Below are 18246 nucleotides of genomic sequence, written 5' to 3'. Positions count from 1 at the left end.
CGCCGGCTGCACCGTGCTGGGCGCGCTGCTCCGGCGGCTCCAGCAGCGCGCCCAGCACGGTGCAGCCGGCGCGCTCGGCCTCCACGTACGCCTGGCGCAGCTCCTCCCGCGTCGTCACGCCCTGGTTGACGACGAGGACGACCGCGTCCACGAACGTGCACAGCGCCTGCGCGTCCGCGTCGTGCAGGCTCGCCGCGTTGACGACGAGGTACTCGCTGCGGCGGCGGAGCACCTTCACGGCCTCGCGCATCCGCGGGCCGCTGAACCGGTGCGCGGCCTCGGTCGCGCGCGGGCCGCGCGGCAGCAGCCGCAGCTGCGAGTCGGTGTGGATCAGCAGGGTGGCCGGGTCGGTGCCGCTGAGCAGCGTGTCCGACAGGCCCTTGCCGCCGGGCCGGGCGCCGAACAGCGTGCTGACGTCGGTGTCGTCGGTGGTCGCGTCGATCATGATGGTCTTGGCGCCGGCGAACGCCAGCGAGACCGCGAGGTTGGCGCTGGCCAGCCGGGCGCTGCCGCCCGGGGTCGCGCTGGTGACCAGCAGCGCCACCGGGGTCTGCGGCGCGGTCGCCACGACCGCGGCGCGCAGCCGCCGGTACGCCTCGCCGGCCGGGCTCTTCGGCGCGCTGACCAGGGCGAGGGTGTCGCCGGGCGGGCCGCCCGCCGGGATGGTGGACAGGGTGCGCACGCCGAGGCCCTCGATCGCCTCGGCGTTGCGCAGCCGCTGGTTCAGCCGCTCGCGCAGCAGCACGACCGCGAGGCCGATGACGACGCCGCCGACCAGGCCGCCGACGCCGAACATCGCGGTGCGGATCTGGCCGGGGCCGTCCGGCGCGCCGGCCGGGGTGATGACCTGGCCCGGGTTGATCGGGGTGCTGCCGATGTCGTTGGCCTGCTCGTCGATGACGCCGAGCTGGTTGGTGTAGGCGGTGGCGCGCTGCTGCAGGGTGGCGCGCTTGGCGCCGGCCGTGCCGGCCATCTCCCGGTTGGTCTTGAGCAGCTGCCGCTGGACCTTGTCGGACTGGTTCTTCAGCTTGGCGAGCTGGTTGTTCACCACGTCCTGCGCGCGCTGCTGCCGGTAGGCGAGGTAGGCGTCGGCGAACGCCTGCGCGCCGGTGCGGGCGTCGGCCGAGTCGCGCGCCGTGTAGATCAGGTTGAGCACCTGCGTGTTCGGCGGGACGTCGACCGCGACCGTGCCCTCCGGCTCGTGCCCCAGCTTCTGCCCGGCGATCTTGGAGACCCGGTCGGTGGTGACCAGCTGCGCCTCGGTCTGCAGGTTGACCAGGTCGTCGCCGCGGCCGTCCGGCGAGTACGGGTTGCCCTCCAGCGGGCTGACCAGCACGGTCGCGGTGGCCTTGTACGGCGCGGGCAGCACGATGGCGGCGGCGACCCCGGCGCCCGCGCCGAGCACGGCCAGCAGGATCAGCAGCGGCACGTACCGCCTGAGCAGGGACAGCAGCTGACCCTGCTGCGGGTCGGCCGTCTGGTCAGCTCCCACGACGATCCCCCTTGATGATCCGGGTCGTGCTGGACGGACGGATGGTCACGACTTTATCCGCGCTTGGCGCGGGTCCGGTTTCGTTCATCTCAACCTCGTGGGGAGCCGGGGCCGGGGGCGGTGACCCGGCGGACGGTGGTGCCGGGGCTCTGCCTGGTCAGCACGATGCCGCGGGCGGGGTTGGCGGACTGGTCGAGGGCCAGCACGCCGCTCGCCACCTCGCGGTCCAGGGCGTGGCCGCGTTCCACCACGACCAGGGTGAGGTCGCTGGCGGCGGCCGCGCTGATCGTATCGGCGGCGTTGATGTCGGGGGTGGTGATGACGACGATGCGGGACTCGCGGCCGGCCTTGTCGACGGCGCGGGTGAGCTGCCGGTCGTCGTCGCTGCGCACCAGCCGGACGGCGAAGGTGCGCGGCGGCGGGGCCTCGGCGGGGTCGCGCTCCTCGCCGTCCTTGCGGATCCGCAGCACGGTGGTCGCCGAGCCGCCCTCGGTGCACAGCTCGGCCAGCTCGTAGGCGACGGCCGTGCCGGCGGCGGCGGGGACGCCGGTGACGAGGACGGTGGTGGCCTCGGCGTCGAAGACGAGGTTGCGCAGCCGCCGGCAGATCTCCCGGTGGCCGCCGCCGAGCGCCCCCGACTCCACCATGATCGGCAGCTGCGCGTGCAGCCGGACGTCGGCGGGCCGCCGGATGCGCCGCGGCCGCCGGTCGATGAGCAGGGTGAAGGCGACCCAGCCGAGCAGGCCGATGCCGAGCCCGCTGGCGAGCGCGACGTCGCGCCCGGCGTCGTCGCGGCCGGTGGGCAGCGTGGCGCCGCGCAGCACCTCGCCGGCCTGCACGACCTTCCGGTTCAGCACGGAGATCTGCTTCTGCACCTCCTCGATCTGCTTCATGATCTCCTGGCGGCGGGTGCGGGCGTTCCGCCGGGCCAGTTCCTCGTCGTCGCCCGGCAGGGTCCGCAGCTGCTTGTGCAGCAGCGTGAGGTACTTCTCCAGCGCCTCCCGGTTGCGCTGCTGGACGCCGCCGAGGATCTGCTGCCGCAGGTCCAGGTAGCCCTCGGCGACGGCCTGCGCGCCGCTGCGCGCCTGCGCCGGCGTCCCGGCCCGCACCCCGATCGTCAGCACGTGCGTGCTGTTCGGCACCGACAGGTCGATGCGGTCGCGCAGCTCCGCGCGGGACGCGTCGAAGCCGGGGAAGGTGGCGAGCCGGCGCAGCACCTCGTCCGACCAGACGAGCTGCGCCTCGGTGTCCATCGTGGTGTCCCGGGGCTCGCGCTCCTTCGGGTCCAGCGGGCGTCCCGGCGTGTAGCCCGGGTGCAGCGACACCGGCGGCGCCAGCACCGAGATGTGCGCGGTGTAGGTCGCCGGGGTCAGCACGATCTTCGCGACGCCGAGCGCGCCGCCCGCCACCACCGCGATCAGCAGCGCGGCGAGGTGCCGGCGGAGCGCGCCCGCGTACCGGGTGACCGGGATCGAGTCGGGGGCGAGCGGCGGTTCCGCCTGCACGCTGGACGGGCCGAGAGTGCGCTTCTTCATCGCCGGATCATCGCCGCCACGCGGGTTCCGCGCCGAGGAGGGCGGCGAGCTTGTCGTCGTAGGGGGCGAAGTGGTCGGCGAGGCGGCGCTGCAGGGCGTCCGGCAGCGGGGACCCCGGCCGGGCGTTGTGCTGCTCGAACGACGCGGGCCGCCACTGCGGCAGGCCGAGGAAGTCCAGGATGGAGGCGTAGCAGGGCTCGGGCTCGGCGAAGAAGTCCTCCGCGTACTCCACCAGCACCCGGTCGCGCCCGAACAGCTCGAACAGCCGCTCGATCTGGTCGGCGTACTGGCTCCGGTCCAGGTAGGCGTGGTGGCGGTGGCCGTGGCTCACGTACGCCGGGTCGGCCCTGATCTTCTCGACCTCGCCGGCGAGCCGCTCGGGCTCCAGGTCCAGCGCCCGCTCGAACGGCTCGGTCTCGAACCCGCGGGCCAGCTCGTGCTTGTGCGCCGAGTACGTCCGCACCACGGGGTCGCGCAGCAGCACGATGAGCTTCACGCCGGGCAGGTCCCGGGCGATCCGCTCGGGCGCCAGCGGGTGGTGCATGTAGTAGCCGGCGGACTCGAACGCCAGCGGCGCGGCCCCGTCCATCTCGGCGGCGACGCGGCGCTCGGCGAGCGACCGGACCGGGAAGTGCCCCCGGTACCAGGGCAGGCCGCGCGGGTAGTTGACGTCGAAGTAGTGGACGCCCTTGTGGAAGTTCGGCTGGACGGTCGCCGGGTGCGCGGCCAGCGCCCGGAACAGCGAGGTGGTGCCGCCGCGCTGCGTGCCCACCATGAGGAAGTCCGGCAGCATCCGGGCGCCGGACGTCAGCCGCCCGCCGGCGCGGGTCGCGGCCCGGCCGGCCTCCTTGACCCACTGCGGGGCGTCGCGGCGTGAGATCACGAGATCCTCCCGAGGTCGGTGTGCAGCAGCGCCAGCAGCCGCTCGGTGTCGGCGCGCAGCGGGCCGCCGATCGGCTCCTGCGCGGCCAGCAGGTAGCGGCGGCACAGCTCCAGCAGGTACAGGCGGACGGTGGCGTCCGCGGCGGCGCCGGTCAGGCCGAGCGGCTCCAGCGTCGCGGCGGCGCCGTCCGGCCAGGCCGCGTAGGGCGGGCCGGACGCGGTGCGCATCGCCTCCTGCAGCCGGTAGTGCAGCAGGTCGAAGCCGTCCGGGACGCCGCGCGCGAACCGCTCCCAGTCCCACAGCCGCAGCACGCCGCGGTGCCAGGCCATGTTCCACGGGGTCCAGTCGCCGTGCCAGGCGCCGAAGTCCAGGGGCAGGTCGCCGTGCGCCTTGCCGATGCCCTCGACGACCTCGCCGAACGTGGCGCGCTGCGCCTCGTCCACGACATCGGACGGGCTCGCGGCCATGCCGTCCCAGAAGGCGCTGCCGCGCAGCGGCGTCCGCTCGACGCCGCCGACCTCGAACAGCGCCCGCATCTCGGCGACGGGGGCCTGCCCGCGCGGGCGCCAGCCGAGCGCGCTCGTCGGCAGCGGCTCCAGGACGAGCAGGTCCAGGTTCCGCCACGTCCCGTGGTGCAGCAGTTCGGGGACGTGCAGCCGCGCCCGGTCCAGCTGGGCGTTCAGGTAGGTGAGGGCGGCGGCCTCGCCGTCCAGCAGGCCGCGGGCCGTGCCGGTGTCGCCGACCTTGACGAACGCGACGGGCTCGCCGCGCGGCGACAGCACGTGCAGGATCGGCTTGCGGTTGGCGCGGGCGCTGCCGAGGCCGACGCTGACCACGACGGGGCGGCCGAGCAGCTCGGCGAGCCGGTCCTCGATGGAGGGGCCGCCGCCGGTGACGCGGAGCCGGTCGCGCAGCGTCCGCTCCGGCAGCCCGGTGCGGACGGCCGCGGCGGTCAGGCCGCGCGAGGCGCGCTGCTTGACGCCGAGGTCGTGGCTGTAGCGGCGCAGCGCGGTCGCCGTGGCGCGGGGCAGGCCGGCCGGGACCAGCAGCCGCGGATGCCGGGCGTCCGGCAGGAACGCCAGCTCGCGGCGCGCGCCGTCCGACTGGCCGGGGCCGACGGGCTCGACGGTCGCGTCCGGCCACAGCTCCTCGACCGCCGCGATCCAGGCGGCGCGCGTCTCCTCGGCGCTCACTTCGCCGCCGCTCACTCCGCCTCCTCCGCGGTCAGCGCGCGGACGCGCGGACGCGAGCCCGGGACGCCCCGCTCGTCCCGCCTGGCCCGCCACATCAGGGCCACCGCGATCATCACCGTGTACAGCGGTACCTCCACCATGTCGTACGTGATCATGAAAAGGGTGCAGGCGATCAGCACGCAGCAGCCCGCCAGCGAGTAGGCGCCCCGGTCCCGCCAGTGCCGCAGGAACCGGATGGTGAAGAACGCGCAGAACGCGATCGTCCCGACGATGCCGTTGGCGAAGATGAGCAGCCACACGTGGCCCTGGGTGCCGAGCGGCGGCGACGCGCACGCCTTGCAGCCGATCTTCGCGCCGCCCGCGACCTGGCCGAGGTCGCCCTGCACGTTGCGGGTGGAGCCGAAGCCGACCAGCGGCGACCCCATCAGGGCGCTGCGCGTGGTCTCCTCGGCGAGCAGCGTGCGGCGGTTGTTGCTGTGCGGGTTGTCCAGCCGGTCCTGGACGAGGCCGGGCAGCGGCGACAGCGCCACGACGAGCGCGCCCGCGGCGGCCATCCCGGCCGTCCAGGCGATCACCCGCGGCCCGCCCACCTGCAGCAGCTTCAGGACGCCGAACAGCCCGATCGCGCCGAGCGCGCCCCACAGGCCCCGGTTCAGCGAGTACACCACCGGCCACAGCGACGCGGCGAGGATGATCAGCCCGAACACGCGGCGCCGCATCCGCGCCCGGACGATCCACGTGAGCAGGAAGTAGGGGAGGAAGAACGCGTAGGCGGCGCCCCAGGTGTTGGCGTAGGCGAACGGCGCCATCGGCCGGGACTGCGCGAACCCGAGGATCGACTCGACCTCGGCGACCCTCGGGTGGACGATGTCGCGGACGAAGGAGTTGCCGGACAGCCCCTGCGGCAGCAGCATCTCCACCGGGGAGGTCAGCTGGATCGACGGGAAGAACGAGCCGACCAGGCCGCCGACCGTCGTCACGACGAACATGTAGCCGAGCAGCCGGCCGATCTTCCCCGACGGCAGCTCCCGCTCGCTCATGTTGCCGATGTAGAGCAGCACGACGGTGAACGACAGGTACCAGGCGAGCCGGTAGCCGTACACGAGGAGCCGGCTGAACCCGCCGCCGGGCTCGGCGAGCGGCGCGTCCGCCCACAGCACCAGCACGCCCAGCACGACCCAGACGAGGAAGAACACCCACGCGCCGAAGCCGCTGGGCGCGACCAGCGTGCCCCGGCGGCGCCACAGCGTCATCGCCATCGGCACGCTGATGAGCAGCAGCACCACGTTGGCGAGGCCGAGGATCCACCACACGGGGAAGCCGAGCAGGGCGACGCTGAGCGGCCACCCCGGCCGCAGCCGCCAGGGCAGCAGCCGCGGCGGCGCGAGAGGCGTGCTCCCCGCGATCCCTCGCATCCCGGCCAATCACCGCTCCGTTCCCCTGGACGCACCGTCGGGCGCGCGGACCGCGCCGTCCGGACACCCGGACGCACGCCGCACGGTGGAAGACGCGCGGCCGCCCGCCTGGGGCGACGGCGGGCCGTGGCCGGTTTCGGCCACCCATTCCGGTCGTCCGGTAAGGCCCGCGGGGCGTCCTTCCGAGGTGCGCAGCGTACCCCGCTGCGCACGGTGGGCGTGTCCCGTGGAAGTACGAGACATGTCCGGACCGGCCTGATCCCGACGCCGATCGGTAGTTGAAACCGAAACGTTAGTGATCAAATCGGCAGGTCAGGCGCCTCATGGCTACGATTGCCCGGCGCCGTGCGCCTTTACGCGCACAATACGGTCGCTTTACATCTAGATGGCACGGAGGGGTCGATGGGCAGACGCAGGTGGGGGGCGCTGGCCGCGGGTGCCGCATTCGCGCTGGGAACGCTGACGGCGAGCCTCGCCGTGGCCGTCCCGGCGCACGCAGACCAGCGGGGGTCCGAGCCGGCGCACGGCCGCGTGGTCAACGCGGACCCGGCGAACTACACGCCGAACGTGATCGACGGCGACGTCAAGTCGATCATCAAGATCGGCGGCAAGATCTATGTGGGCGGCTCGTTCACCCAGGTGAAGGAGCCCGGGGGCGGCAAGCCCACGCTGACCCGCAACCGGCTGTTCGCCTTCGACGCCGCCACCGGCGCGATCGACCCGAACTTCACGCCCAGCCTCAACAAGGGCGAGGCCAGCGTGCTGCTGCCCGCCCCCGACGGCCAGTCCATCTACGTCGGCGGCAACTTCAGCGAGATCAACGGCGTCCGGCACTTCGTGCTCGCCCGGATCAACGCCCAGACCGGCGCGCCGATCGACTCCTTCGACCCGCAGCTCGACGCCCGGGTCCGCGACCTCCGCTTCGCCGGCGGCCGGCTGTACGTCGCCGGCACCTTCGCCACCGCGGGCGGCGCCGCGCGGGCAGGCCTCGCGACGCTCAACCCGACGACCGGCGCCCGCGACGACTTCGCCGACATCAACCTCGCCGGCACGCAGACCGGCGACGGCGTCACCCAGATCTACAAGATGGACATCAGCCCCGACGGCTCCAAGCTCGTCGGCATCGGCAACTTCAACTCCGTCCTCGGCGCCACCCGGCGGCAGATCGTCATGCTGGACCTCACCGGGACGTCCGCGCAGCTCGCGAACTGGGACACCACCCGCTACGGCGACCAGTGCTCGCAGTCGTTCGACACCTACATGCGCGACGTCGACTTCTCCCCGGACGGCTCGTACTTCGTCGTCACCACCACCGGCGCCTACGGCGGCACGTCCAAGCTGTGCGACACCCAGGCCCGCTGGGAGACCGGCGCCACCGGCGGCGGCCAGCAGCCCACGTGGGTGAACGTCACCGGCGGCGACACCACCTACGCCGTCGAGATCACCGACACCGCCGTCTACACCGGCGGCCACTTCCGCTGGGCCAACAACCCGTTCCGCGGCGACCGCCCCGGTGAGGGCGCCGTCTCCCGCGAGGGCATCGCCGCGCTCGACCCCGTCAGCGGCCTGCCGTTCAGCTGGAACCCCGGCCGCGACAAGGGCGTCGGCGTGTTCGACATGCTCGCCACCAGCGAGGGCCTGTGGGTCGGCAGCGACACCGACAACATCGGCGGCGAATGGCACCAGAAGCTCGCGCTGATGCCCCTCGCCGGCGGCAAGACCGTGCCCGTCTCCAACACCGGTGAGCTGCCCGGGAACGTCTACTCCGCCGGCGGCATCGGCGCCGGCGCGACGAACTACCTGCGGCACCGCTCCTTCGACGGCGCCACCACCGGCGACGAGGTCGCCGACGACACCGCCGGCGTCGACTGGCGGTCCGCGCGCGGCGCCTTCATGATCAACGGCGAGCTGTTCTACGGCGGCTCGAACGGCACCTTCAACCGCCGCTCGTTCGACGGCACCACGCTCGGCCCGGTCACCGTCATCGACACCGCGGACCAGCTCGTCACCATGGCGACCTGGCACTCGCAGGTCCCGAACATCACCGGCATGTTCTTCGCCAACGGCCGCATCTACTACGCCCGCGGCACGTCCGCGCTCTACTACCGGACGTTCAACCCGGAGAGCAACGTCGTCGGCGCGCAGGAGTTCACCGCGGTGAACAACCTGCCCGGCATGTCGTGGAGCGCGGTCGGCGGCATGTTCGTCAACGGCGCCGACCTCTACTACGTCAGCAACACCAGCGGCAAGCTGTACCGGGTCGCGTTCTCCGACGCCGGGGTGCCCTCCGGCACCTCCACCGAGGTCAGCTCCGCCGACTGGCGCGGCCGCACGGTGTTCCTGTTCAGCGGCACGCCCAACACGGCGCCGCAGGCCGCGTTCACCGCCAACTGCGACCAGCTCGACTGCGCCTTCGACGCGTCCGGCTCCGCCGACCCCGACGGTTCGATCGCGTCCTACGCGTGGGACTTCGGCGACGGCGAGAACGGCACCGGCGCCACGCCGCAGCACATCTACGACGAGGCCGGCGAGTACACCGTCAAGCTGACGGTGACCGACGACCGGGGCGGCAAGGGCACCAAGACCCAGACGCTCACCGTCGCGCCCAACGCGGCGAACATCGCCTTCCGCGCCGGCATCGGCGGCAACGCCAACGTCCAGACGGCCTACGCGCAGATCCCGCCGGCCGTCCAGGCGGGCGACGGCATGATCATGATGCTGACCTTCAACAACACCGCGTCGGTGACCACGCCGCCGGCGGGCTGGACGCAGGTCGACACCCAGACGGTCGGCAGCGCCACCTCCGTCCTGTGGAAGCGGGTCGCCCAGGCGGGCGACGCCGGAACCCAGGTCAACATCGGGCTGAGCGGCTACACCAAGGCCGACATCCAGCTGCTGGCCTACGACGGCACCAACACCACCGACCCGATCGCCGCCGTCGCCAAGGCCGGCGACGCCAGTTCGGTCACCTCGCACACCAGCCCGACCGCGCAGGTCGGCGGCGCCGGCTCGTGGGCGGTCTCCTACTGGGCGGACAAGTCGTCCAGCACCACCTCGTGGACGGCGCCCGCCGGCGTGGAGACCCGCCGCATCGGCATCGGCTCCGGCGGCGGCCGCATCACCAGCCTGACCGCCGACAGCAACGGCACGGTCCCCACCGGCACCTACGGCGGCAAGACGGCCACCACCGACGCCGCCAGCCGCGCCGCGATGTGGACGATCGTCCTGGCGCAGGGGTCCTCCGCCGCGACCAACCAGGCCCCGCAGGCCGAGTTCAGCCGCAGCTGCGACGACCTCCAGTGCACGTTCAACGCGTCCGGCTCCACGGACCCCGACGGTTCGATCGCGTCCTACGCGTGGGACTTCGGCAACGGTGACAACGGCACCGGCGCCACGCCCCAGCACACCTACGGCGCCGCCGGCACCTACACGGTCAAGCTGACGGTCACCGACGACCAGGGCGCCAAGGACACCCGTTCCCAGACGGTGACGGTCGCGCCGAACCAGGCGGACATCTCCTACCGGGGCGGCGACGGCGGCAACGCCAACGTCAAGACCGCCTACGCCCACATCCCGGCCGCCACCCAGCCCGGCGACGGCCTGATCATGGTGCTGACCTACAACAGCAGCGACGCATCGGTGACGGATCAGCCCACCGGCTGGACGAAGGTGGACGAGCAGAACGCCGGCAACGCCACCTCCGTCCTCTGGAAGCGGGTCGCCCAGGCGGGCGACGCCGGAACCCAGGTCAACATCGGGCTGAGCGGCTACACCAAGGCCGACATCCGGCTGCTGGCCTACGCGGGAACCGACACCTCGGACCCGATCGCCAAGGTCGCCAAGGACACCGACGACGACTCCGGCACCGAGCACACCAGCCCGGACGCCGACGTCACCGCCTCCGGCGGCTGGGCCATCACCTACTGGGGCGACAAGTCGTCCAGCACCACCACCTGGACGGCCCCCGCCGGCGTCGAGACCCGCGGCACCGGCATCGGCTCCGGCGGCGGCCGCATCACCAGCCTGATCGCCGACAGCAACGCCGCCGTCCCCACCGGCACCTACGGCGGAAAGAAGGCCACCACCAACGCCAACAGCCGAGCAGCAATGTGGACCATCATCCTGAAGCGCGGGTAGTTGCCCAGGGGGCTGTGTTTGCCCAGGGGGGCGACCCCCTGGAACCCCCGTCACGACGCAGGCGATCCTCACGCCCCGTTGCGGTCTCCGTGCCCGTTGCGGTGCGTGGGGCGCTGCGGTCGCCTGCGTCGCCGGGCATGCCCGCTCCGGGCGCTAGAGCGCCCTCCGCGTGCCTACCCGCACCCGGCGGCTGAGCTTCACCCCCAAGAGGGCGAAAGGTGACTCGCCCAAGAACACCCAGTGGCCCTGGCCGGAACCCCCGCCAGGGCCACTGCCATTCCCCCCACGCTCCACCGCCAGCCACTGTGGGACGTACGTGTCCCCCCGCGTGCGCCTAACCTCCAAGCGTCGCCGCGCTGCTCGGCGTGTCTCTGTCCTCAGGGGGCAGGTGTGCGTTCTGGACACGGCCTTCTGCTGGCTAGCGCGTGTCCCACGTTTCCAGCTGCCGCCGTGCTGTTCTGCGTGTGTGTTCGCAGTGGGCGGGCGTGCGTCTTCGGCAGGGCCTTCTGTTGGCTAGCGCGTGTCCCGTGCTTCCATCTGCCGCCGCGCTGTCACGCGGTTCTGCCGTGGGGTTGTTCGTTCCTGGACGAGTCACTCTGGGCGCTCTTGGAGTAGGGCTCAGCCCCGGAGCACGGGCAGGCACGCGGAGCGAGCGCTAGCGAGCGCAGCGGGCATGCCCGGCGACGCAGGCGACCGCAGCGACGCCGCGCACGCCAGTACAGGCACGACAGACCGCAACAGCGGCGTGAGGATCGCCTGCGTCGCTGACGGGGGTTCCAGGGGGTCGCCCCCCTGGGCTAACAGAAGTCCTGCCAGGCTTTTCGGCTGTGGTTGTCCAGTAGGCGGAAGTCGCCGGTGGGCCAGTCGAGGTCGAAGTAGGCGACCCAGAGGGCCTTGTGCTTCTTCAGGTAGGTGTTGGTGGCGTGGAGCCAGGCGGCGCGTTTGGTGCCGTCGTCGTTGCCGACGAGGTAGCTGCCCGTCTCGGCTACGCCGAAGGGGAGGTTCTCGGCCTTGCTGACGGCGATGACCCGGTCGTACATGGTGGACGGCGAGTCGTAGCGGCCCTTCTTCCAGCCGAGGTTGTAGGCGTCCCAGCCGAGGACCTGGATGACGTCGCGGCCCGGGTAGTAGTCGCGCCAGTCGCGCTTGGAGAGCGGGTCGAGGCTCCAGCCCATCAGGACGAGGGTGGCGTGCAGGCGGGAGTTGCCGGCCTTGTCGGCGAGGCCGCGGAGGTGGCGCCAGGCGGCGCGGTAGTCGGCGGCGGTGAACTCGCCGTCGGCGATGTTGTCCTCGGGCTCGTGGTAGTAGACCCAGTAGACGTCGCGGTCGCGGGGCGCGGTGGCGAACCAGTTGGACATCGCCTTGTCGTACTTGCCGACGAGGACGTCCTTGGGCGCCAGCTTGAAGGAGATGATCGGCGGGCGCTTGCCGAGGTTCGGGTTGCCCGGCCACGCCGGCGGGACGCCGCGGTAGAAGAGGCGGACGGTCTCCAGGCCGCCGTAGCGGGCGTCCAGGCGGCCGAGGGCCTTCTGGAAGGTCTCGCCCGGCTTCAGTTCCAGGGAGAGGCCGCAGAGGGTCCGGCTGTCGCCCGGGGTCGTCTCGGGGGACTTGGTCGGCTGGGGGACTTCCCAGGTCGGTTCCGGGCCCGGGGCGGGCAGCGCCGCCGTGGGGGTCGGCGTCGGCGTCTCCGAGGTGCCGGGGGACGGGGCCGGCTCGCCCTTGCGGGTCTTCAGGACGAGGCGGGGGCCGTCGCCGCCCTCGCGGGAGTGCAGGGACGCCGCCGACCAGAAGTTCTGGTTGGTGATGGCGAACGCGTAGCGGCCGGGGCCGGTCACGACCGAGCCGACGTCGAAGGAGATGCGGTCCTTGGCGGACGTGGCGGTCGCGATGACGGCCCCGGCGGACGGGCGGTTGCTCCAGGACGTGCCGTTCTCCGTCCAGGCGCCGGGGAGGGTGCGCAGCTCGACCTGGCGGGGCCGGTTGCGGGGGCGGTCGAAGGTCACCTCGACCCGGGCCTTGGTGATCTTCGGGGTGCCGCGCGGGACGTCGAAGGCGATGTAGGCCTCGGTGTGCCACTCCGGCCAGACCGAGGCGGTGATCTTCTTGTCGTCGCCGAACCCCTTGCCGGGCATCTCGCGTACCACATACGTGTCGGCGGACGCCGGCACGACGGTGCCGCCGCCGGCGGCCGCGGTCCGGGCGTCGCGGCTCATGCCGGCGCCGGTCAGCGCGATCGCGCCGGCGGAGCCGCCGACGACGAGGAGGGTGCCCGCGGCGGTGAAGTACAGGGACGGCCGCGGCCCGCGCCGCCGGCGTCGCCGCGGCGGAGCCGGCGGGACGGGTTGCGAACGGCGGGGGTCGGGCCGGTGGTGACCACCGGGGAACGGATCACGGGGGTCGCGGTCGCGCACGGACGGCCCCTTCCTCTCGATGGTCGTTGCCCCTTTATCTCACAAACGCCACAGGGGTCACTGCGTGGGGAACATCCCCAGGCGGCCGTGGTACTCCTTGCCGAGCTCCTCGGTGTCGCTGCCGACGAGCAGGCCGTTCGGGTGGGCGACGAGCGCCTCGACGCCGTGGCCGAGCGTCCGGGTGGGGTTCCAGGAGAGCGCCTTGCCGGTCGACGGGTTCAGCGCGCCGATGCCGGGACGGGACACGGCGCCGGGGCCCGGGTTGTCGTGCCCGTAGGGGTTGTCCAGCCACCGCTGGTGGCCGCCGACGTAGACGGCGGAGCCGGTCACCGAGGTGGACAGCAGCGTGTCGCCGCCCGTCCAGTTGACCCAGGTGGGCTTCTTCCCGGACCCGGTGGCGGACGCCTCCCAGCGGGCGGCGGAGTCGCACAGCGTGGTCCGGCCGTAGGGGCCGCCGGTGGTGACGACGACGAAGTACTTGCCGTCGGGGGAGAAGTCCATGCCGCGCATGTAGGTGTCGAACGCGTTGAGGTTGCACGCGTCGGCGTACTCGGTGGTCGACCAGGTCGACAGCTTCGCGGTCTTGCCCAGGTTGATCATCGCGATCTGGTGCCGGGTCTGCCCGTTGACGCGGGTGAACGTCCCGTTGATCACCATGCGGGTGTCGGCCGGGTCGACCGCGAGCTTGTAGACCTTCAGCGCGCCGGACCGCGGGTTCGTGACGGTGAAGTTGAAGCCGGCGTCCGCGGCGCCGGTGAGGGCGTCGAGCCGGGCGACGGCGGTGCGCGCCTTGCCGCCGGCCTTGGTGAACGTGCCGCCGATGTACAGGTTCAGGCCGCGCCGCACCATCGTGGTGACCCGGTAGTTCACGGCGGGCTTGAAGCCGGTGTGGACCTGGTTGGTCGTGGTCTTGATCGAGGCGACGGTGCCGGTGCTGCGGCCGTTGACGGTCTTGAACGTCCCGGCCATGTAGACCCAGCCGCCCGTCCCGGCCTGGAGGGCGTGCACGGTGCCGTCGACCTTCGGGACGAAGACGGTGCTGATCTTCCCGGTCTTCATGTCGTAGGCGAACAGGTTGTGCCGCGCCAGCTTCTTGGACGTGCCGGCCTGGCGCACCTCGTCGAAGTTGCCGCCGACGACGACCAGGCTCCCGACGACCGCGATCGCGCGGACGGTGCCGTCCAGCACGTGCGGGGTGTTGTTCACCGGGTTGGCCGAGACCACCGACGGCAGGGCGATGTCGGCGGACGCCGCGCTCGCGCCGGCCGTCAGCGCGGACGCCGCGAGAGTGGTGGCCGTGAGGCAGGCGATGAAGGGTCGCATGAAGGTGCTCCGGGGAACGGCCGGGGTCAGTGATGGCATCTTGTCCTACCACATGGGCGGATAACGGGCAGCGATTCCCGGGAACCGCTCCCGGAAAGAGATTCGGTCACGAGCCGGACGCCTTGCCGTGCCGGATCCGGTGCAGGACGACCCGGCCCAGGTAGGAGCCCAGTTCGATGGTGTAGCGGCGCCACAGCCGGCGCGGTTCGCGGGCCAGCCGGTACAGGAACCCGACGCGCAGCCTGAGGACCCAGGCCGGGTAGTACTCGCGCCGCTCGGCGAGGTGCTCGAAGTACGCGCCGCACGTGATGATGACGGGCGCGGTGATCCGGTCGCGGTACTCGGTGACGAACCGCTGCTGCAGCGGGGTGCCGAGCCCGACGTGCAGGATGTCGGGGGCCGCCTCGTTGATCTCGGCGACGAGCCGCTCGGCGGTCTCGGCGGGCAGCCGGCCCTCGTCGTCCGACCAGTAGCCGTGCAGGGTCCCGGCGATCTGCAGGCCCGGGTACCACTTCTGGACGTTCTCGGCGGCGGCCTCCGCGACGCCCGGCGCGTTGCCGAACAGGAAGACCCGCCAGCCGTGCTCGGCGGGCTGCCCGAACAGGTCGTCGGTGAGGTCGTCGTTGGCCATCCGGCCGGGCACCGGGCGGCCGAAGACCTTCGCGGCGAGCACGACGCCCCAGCCGTCCGGCAGGTTGAGGTCGAAGCCGTTCATGAGGTCGCGCAGCCCGGCGTCCTTCTGCGCCTTGAGGACGTAGTCCGGGTTGGCGAACGTGACGGTCAGCTTCGTGCGCTCCTTGACGGCCGTCTCCGTGAACGACCGGAGCTGCGCGACGCCGGTGCGGCTGACCCGCACGCCGAGGACGTCGACGGTGTCATGCGGCCATCGTTGGTCCACGCTGCTCTCCTGACGCGCCGGCCGGGCCGGTGGCTTGGACGGGAGAGGGCAGCGTATCGGGCTTCCGGCCGGCGCGGTGGCGGAGGTACAGCGAGCCGGCGACGGTGCCGGCGGTCAGCGCGGCCATCGTCCAGGCGAGGGGGAGGGCGCCGACGCCGAACATCTTCAGCGACGACGCGACCAGGACGAGCGCCAGCACGCGGCGGATCAGGCCGCCCGGCGCGCGCGAGGAGATCTTGGAGCCGAGGTAGACGCCGGGGATGGAGCCGGCGAGCAGCGCGGCGGTGACCTCCATCCGGAAGTCGCCGAACAGCAGGTGGCCGATGGCGGCCGCGAACACCAGCGGGACGGCCTGCAGCAGGTCGGTGCCGACGAGTTGGTTGGCCTTCAGCGCCGGGTACAGGGCGAGCAGCGCGACGATGATGAGGGAGCCGGAGCCGACCGAGGTGATGCCGACGACGAGGCCGCCGACAATCCCGATCAACACGGTCGGGATCGGGCGGACCTTCACCTCGGGGGCCGTGTCCCGGTCCTCGCCCGATCCGGCGCGGCCCCGGTGGGCCAGGTAGGCGCGCAGCACGAGGCCGCCCGCCGCGATCATGAGCGCGACGCCCATCGCCTTGCTGATGAGGTTCTCGACCGAGTCGTCGCCGTGGCCGAGGGCCTTCGCCAGCAGGACGCCGGAGAACGCGGCGGGCACCGACCCGGCGCACAGCCAGCCGACGAGCCGCATGTTGATCGTGCCCTGCCGGTAGTGGACGGCGCTGCCGACGGGCTTCATCACGGCGGCGGCGACCAGGTCGCTGGACACGGCGGCGAGCGGGCTGACGCCGAAGAACGTCACGAGCATCGGCGTCATCAGTGCGCCGCCGCCCATTCCGGTCAGCCCGACGATGATGGCGACCAGGAAGGAGCCCAGCGCCATGACCCAATCGAAGTCCATCGGCATGACCTACCTGACATGTAGGAAAACTCGCGTTACACCCTAGGGGATCGCCTCCGGATGGGTCTAACCCGGGTGCCGAGGGACAAACGGGGCAGGTGTTCTAGTCGGGACGGACCCAGCCGCCGTCCACCAGCAGGGCGAGGACCTCGCCGACCGCCTCGTCCGGCGCCATCCGGGACGTGTCGAGCGTCAGGTCGGCGTCGTCCGGCGCCTCGTACGGGTCGGAGATGCCGGTGAACTCCGGGATCTGGCCCGCGCGCGCCTTGGCATACAGGCCCTTGCGGTCGCGCCGCTCGCACTCCTCCAGCGGCGTCGCGACGTGCACCAGGATGAAGTCGCCCACGGCGGACACCATCCGGCGGACCTCGGCGCGGGTCGCCGCGTACGGGGCGATCGGCGCGCAGATCGCGGTGCCGCCGTGCCGGGTGATCTCGGCGGCGACGAACCCGATCCGCCGGATGTTGAGGTCGCGGTCGGCGCGCGAGAACGTCAGCCCGGCCGACAGCATCCGCCGGACGACGTCGCCGTCCAGCAGCGTGACGGTCCGGCCGCCGCGCTCGATCAGCGCGTCGGACAGGCCGCGCGCCACCGTGGACTTCCCCGAGCCCGACAGCCCGGTGAAGAACACCGTGATGCCGCGCGAGTGCTTCGGCGGCCGCGCCCGCACCAGCTCGGCGGCGACGGCCGGCGGGGTGAACCAGTCGGGGACGGGCTCGCCCGCGTCCAGCAGCTCGTGCAGCCGCTCGGCGGTCAGCTCCGCCTGGACGTGGTCGGGCTCGATGCGCGCGACCGGCCGCCAGACCTCGACGTCGGCGTCGTAGGCCCACGGCTCCGGGACGACCAGCGGGATCGCGGTGCCGTCCAGCTCCGCCTCGGCGAGCAGATGCGTGGCGCCGTACGCGGCGGCGACGTGCGCGCGCAGCAGGACGTCGCGGTCGTGATCGCCGCGCGCGGGCAGCGGCACGGGGACGATCCGGGCCCCGTCCGGCAGCTCCTTGCGGACGCCCAGCAGCGCGCGGACGAGTGACTCGTCGTGCTCCCCGCCGAGCAGCGGCAGGACGAGCACCGCCGCGCCGAGCCGCTCGGCGACCTGGCGCAGCTGGCCCAGCTGCTTGCGGTGCAAGGGCTCGCGGGTCGCCACCGCGAGGAGCGGGCCCTCGGCCGGGGCGAGTTCGTCGGGGCGGCGGCGCAGCGCGTGGAACGGTCCGTGCGGGGGGGCGCGGAGGGCCTCCAGCGGCCCCGCGAGCCGCCATGCCTGGGTGACCGGGTCCTGCCACGCCTCGGCGACGTCCAGCACGGCGAGCGGCACGCCCTCCGGGTCCTGCAGGACGATCCGCTCGTGCCCCGTCAGCTCCTTCGGGACGGTCAGCGTGACCGGGACCGGCCACGGGGTGCCGTCGGCGAGCCGCCCCCCGGCGACCACCATCGCGGTGTCGTAGGAGCCGAGGAACCCCGGCAGCGGGCGGTACACCCCGGCGAGGACCAGCTCCAGGTCGGCCAGCTCCACCGGATCCGGGGTCCAGGCGGGCAGGTCGCGCATCGTGTCGGGAAGGCCGGCGTCGGCGGTCACCGCAGTCTCCGATCCCGCCCGGCGGCGGGGAACCGGGCTCGTCCGTGTCAGTGGGAGTTTCCGCAGGAAAAATACTGCGTCGGCCCGGGCCCGCGCACGCCCGCCCCGGTCAGATGACCCTGGCGAAACGGTTCTCGGGCTTGCGGATGACCAGCGTGATCTCGCTGTGGTCTGCGCTGAGGCGCCCCCGGGTGGCCGCCGACACCAGCCGGCACAGCAGGTCGGCGAGGCCGGTTCCGGCCCCGAGCGCGTCGATGGCCTGCCGGGACGTGTACTCCTCGGAGATCACCAGCCCGCGCATCACGCAGTACCAGCGCATGCCGGACCGGGACGCGACCCGGCTGTACAGTGCGGGCGGCGGGCTCGTCCGGACGACCGGCACCGGCCGGGGCGCGGGCGGCTCCGGCGGCGGGTTCCCGGCGGGCGCGGCGCCGCCACCGGTC

General features: G+C 72.8%; 11 protein-coding genes and 1 pseudogene. 1 reads left to right on the top strand and 11 read right to left on the bottom strand.

What is annotated here, in order from left to right:
- The 5 genes from HUX53_RS24395 to HUX53_RS24375 all read right to left on the bottom strand — a co-directional run.
- Window positions 1-1492 (bottom strand): CpsD/CapB family tyrosine-protein kinase (locus tag HUX53_RS24395; protein ID WP_176405553.1); only part of this gene is annotated, 1492 nt, incomplete at its 3' end.
- Window positions 1493-1581: 89 nt separating this feature from the next.
- Complete coding sequence (locus HUX53_RS24390; protein ID WP_176405552.1) at window positions 1582-3027, bottom strand: hypothetical protein; 1446 nt, start codon at window positions 3025-3027, stop codon at window positions 1582-1584.
- 7 nt (window positions 3028-3034) lie between these two features.
- Complete coding sequence (locus HUX53_RS24385) at window positions 3035-3910, bottom strand: sulfotransferase domain-containing protein (protein WP_176405551.1); 876 nt, start codon at window positions 3908-3910, stop codon at window positions 3035-3037.
- A complete protein-coding gene (locus HUX53_RS24380) occupies window positions 3907-5118 on the bottom strand; it encodes a hypothetical protein (RefSeq protein ID WP_309237413.1) in 1212 nt (403 codons plus the stop codon). Before HUX53_RS24380 ends, HUX53_RS24385 begins: the two co-directional genes overlap by 4 nt.
- Window positions 5115-6518 (bottom strand): hypothetical protein, encoded by a 1404-nt coding sequence (locus HUX53_RS24375; RefSeq protein WP_176405550.1) that lies wholly within the window; start codon window positions 6516-6518, stop codon window positions 5115-5117. Before HUX53_RS24375 ends, HUX53_RS24380 begins: the two co-directional genes overlap by 4 nt.
- 402 nt (window positions 6519-6920) lie before the next feature.
- Here HUX53_RS24375 and HUX53_RS24370 point away from each other — a divergent pair, with 402 nt between their 5' ends.
- Window positions 6921-10655 carry a PKD domain-containing protein gene (locus tag HUX53_RS24370; protein ID WP_176405549.1) on the top strand — a complete coding sequence of 1245 codons (3735 nt, stop codon included), beginning with the start codon at window positions 6921-6923 and terminating at the stop codon, window positions 10653-10655.
- Between the two features lie 797 nt (window positions 10656-11452).
- Here the strand turns inward: HUX53_RS24370 and HUX53_RS24365 are convergent.
- The 6 genes and pseudogenes from HUX53_RS24365 to HUX53_RS24340 all read right to left on the bottom strand — a co-directional run.
- The gene (locus HUX53_RS24365) at window positions 11453-13066 is read right to left on the bottom strand and encodes a DNRLRE domain-containing protein (protein WP_176405548.1); all 1614 of its coding nucleotides are present in this window, start codon (window positions 13064-13066) and stop codon (window positions 11453-11455) included.
- 57 nt (window positions 13067-13123) lie between these two features.
- The gene (locus HUX53_RS24360; RefSeq protein ID WP_176405547.1) at window positions 13124-14389 is read right to left on the bottom strand and encodes a hypothetical protein; all 1266 of its coding nucleotides are present in this window, start codon (window positions 14387-14389) and stop codon (window positions 13124-13126) included.
- Between the two features lie 106 nt (window positions 14390-14495).
- Window positions 14496-15287, bottom strand: a complete 792-nt coding sequence (locus HUX53_RS24355) for a WecB/TagA/CpsF family glycosyltransferase (RefSeq protein ID WP_176405546.1) — start codon at window positions 15285-15287, stop codon at window positions 14496-14498.
- The gene (locus HUX53_RS24350) at window positions 15265-16230 is read right to left on the bottom strand and encodes a sulfite exporter TauE/SafE family protein (RefSeq protein WP_176405545.1); all 966 of its coding nucleotides are present in this window, start codon (window positions 16228-16230) and stop codon (window positions 15265-15267) included. The genes HUX53_RS24355 and HUX53_RS24350 overlap by 23 nt, the downstream gene beginning before the upstream one ends.
- A gap of 103 nt (window positions 16231-16333) precedes the next feature.
- The gene (gene cysC, locus HUX53_RS24345; RefSeq protein ID WP_309237412.1) at window positions 16334-17803 is read right to left on the bottom strand and encodes an adenylyl-sulfate kinase; all 1470 of its coding nucleotides are present in this window, start codon (window positions 17801-17803) and stop codon (window positions 16334-16336) included.
- Window positions 17804-17912: 109 nt separating this feature from the next.
- Window positions 17913-18246: pseudogene (locus tag HUX53_RS24340) on the bottom strand (hypothetical protein); the annotation flags it as partial.

The sequence above is a fragment of the Actinomadura sp. BRA 177 genome, assembly GCF_013372625.1.
Lineage (GTDB): Bacteria > Actinomycetota > Actinomycetes > Streptosporangiales > Streptosporangiaceae > Spirillospora.
The sequence above is the reverse complement of the archived record's forward strand: the minus strand, read 5'-3'. Positions and strand labels throughout refer to the sequence as shown.

Excerpts from the sequence above, each read along its gene's own strand:
- HUX53_RS24390 (WP_176405552.1), bottom strand. The coding sequence starts at position 3,027 with ATGAAGAAGCGCACTCTCGGCCCGTCCAGCGTGCAGGCGGAACCGCCG.
- HUX53_RS24375 (WP_176405550.1), bottom strand. The coding sequence starts at position 6,518 with ATGCGAGGGATCGCGGGGAGCACGCCTCTCGCGCCGCCGCGGCTGCTG.
- HUX53_RS24370 (WP_176405549.1), top strand. The coding sequence starts at position 6,921 with ATGGGCAGACGCAGGTGGGGGGCGCTGGCCGCGGGTGCCGCATTCGCG.
- HUX53_RS24360 (WP_176405547.1), bottom strand. The coding sequence starts at position 14,389 with ATGCGACCCTTCATCGCCTGCCTCACGGCCACCACTCTCGCGGCGTCC.
- HUX53_RS24350 (WP_176405545.1), bottom strand. The coding sequence starts at position 16,230 with ATGGACTTCGATTGGGTCATGGCGCTGGGCTCCTTCCTGGTCGCCATC.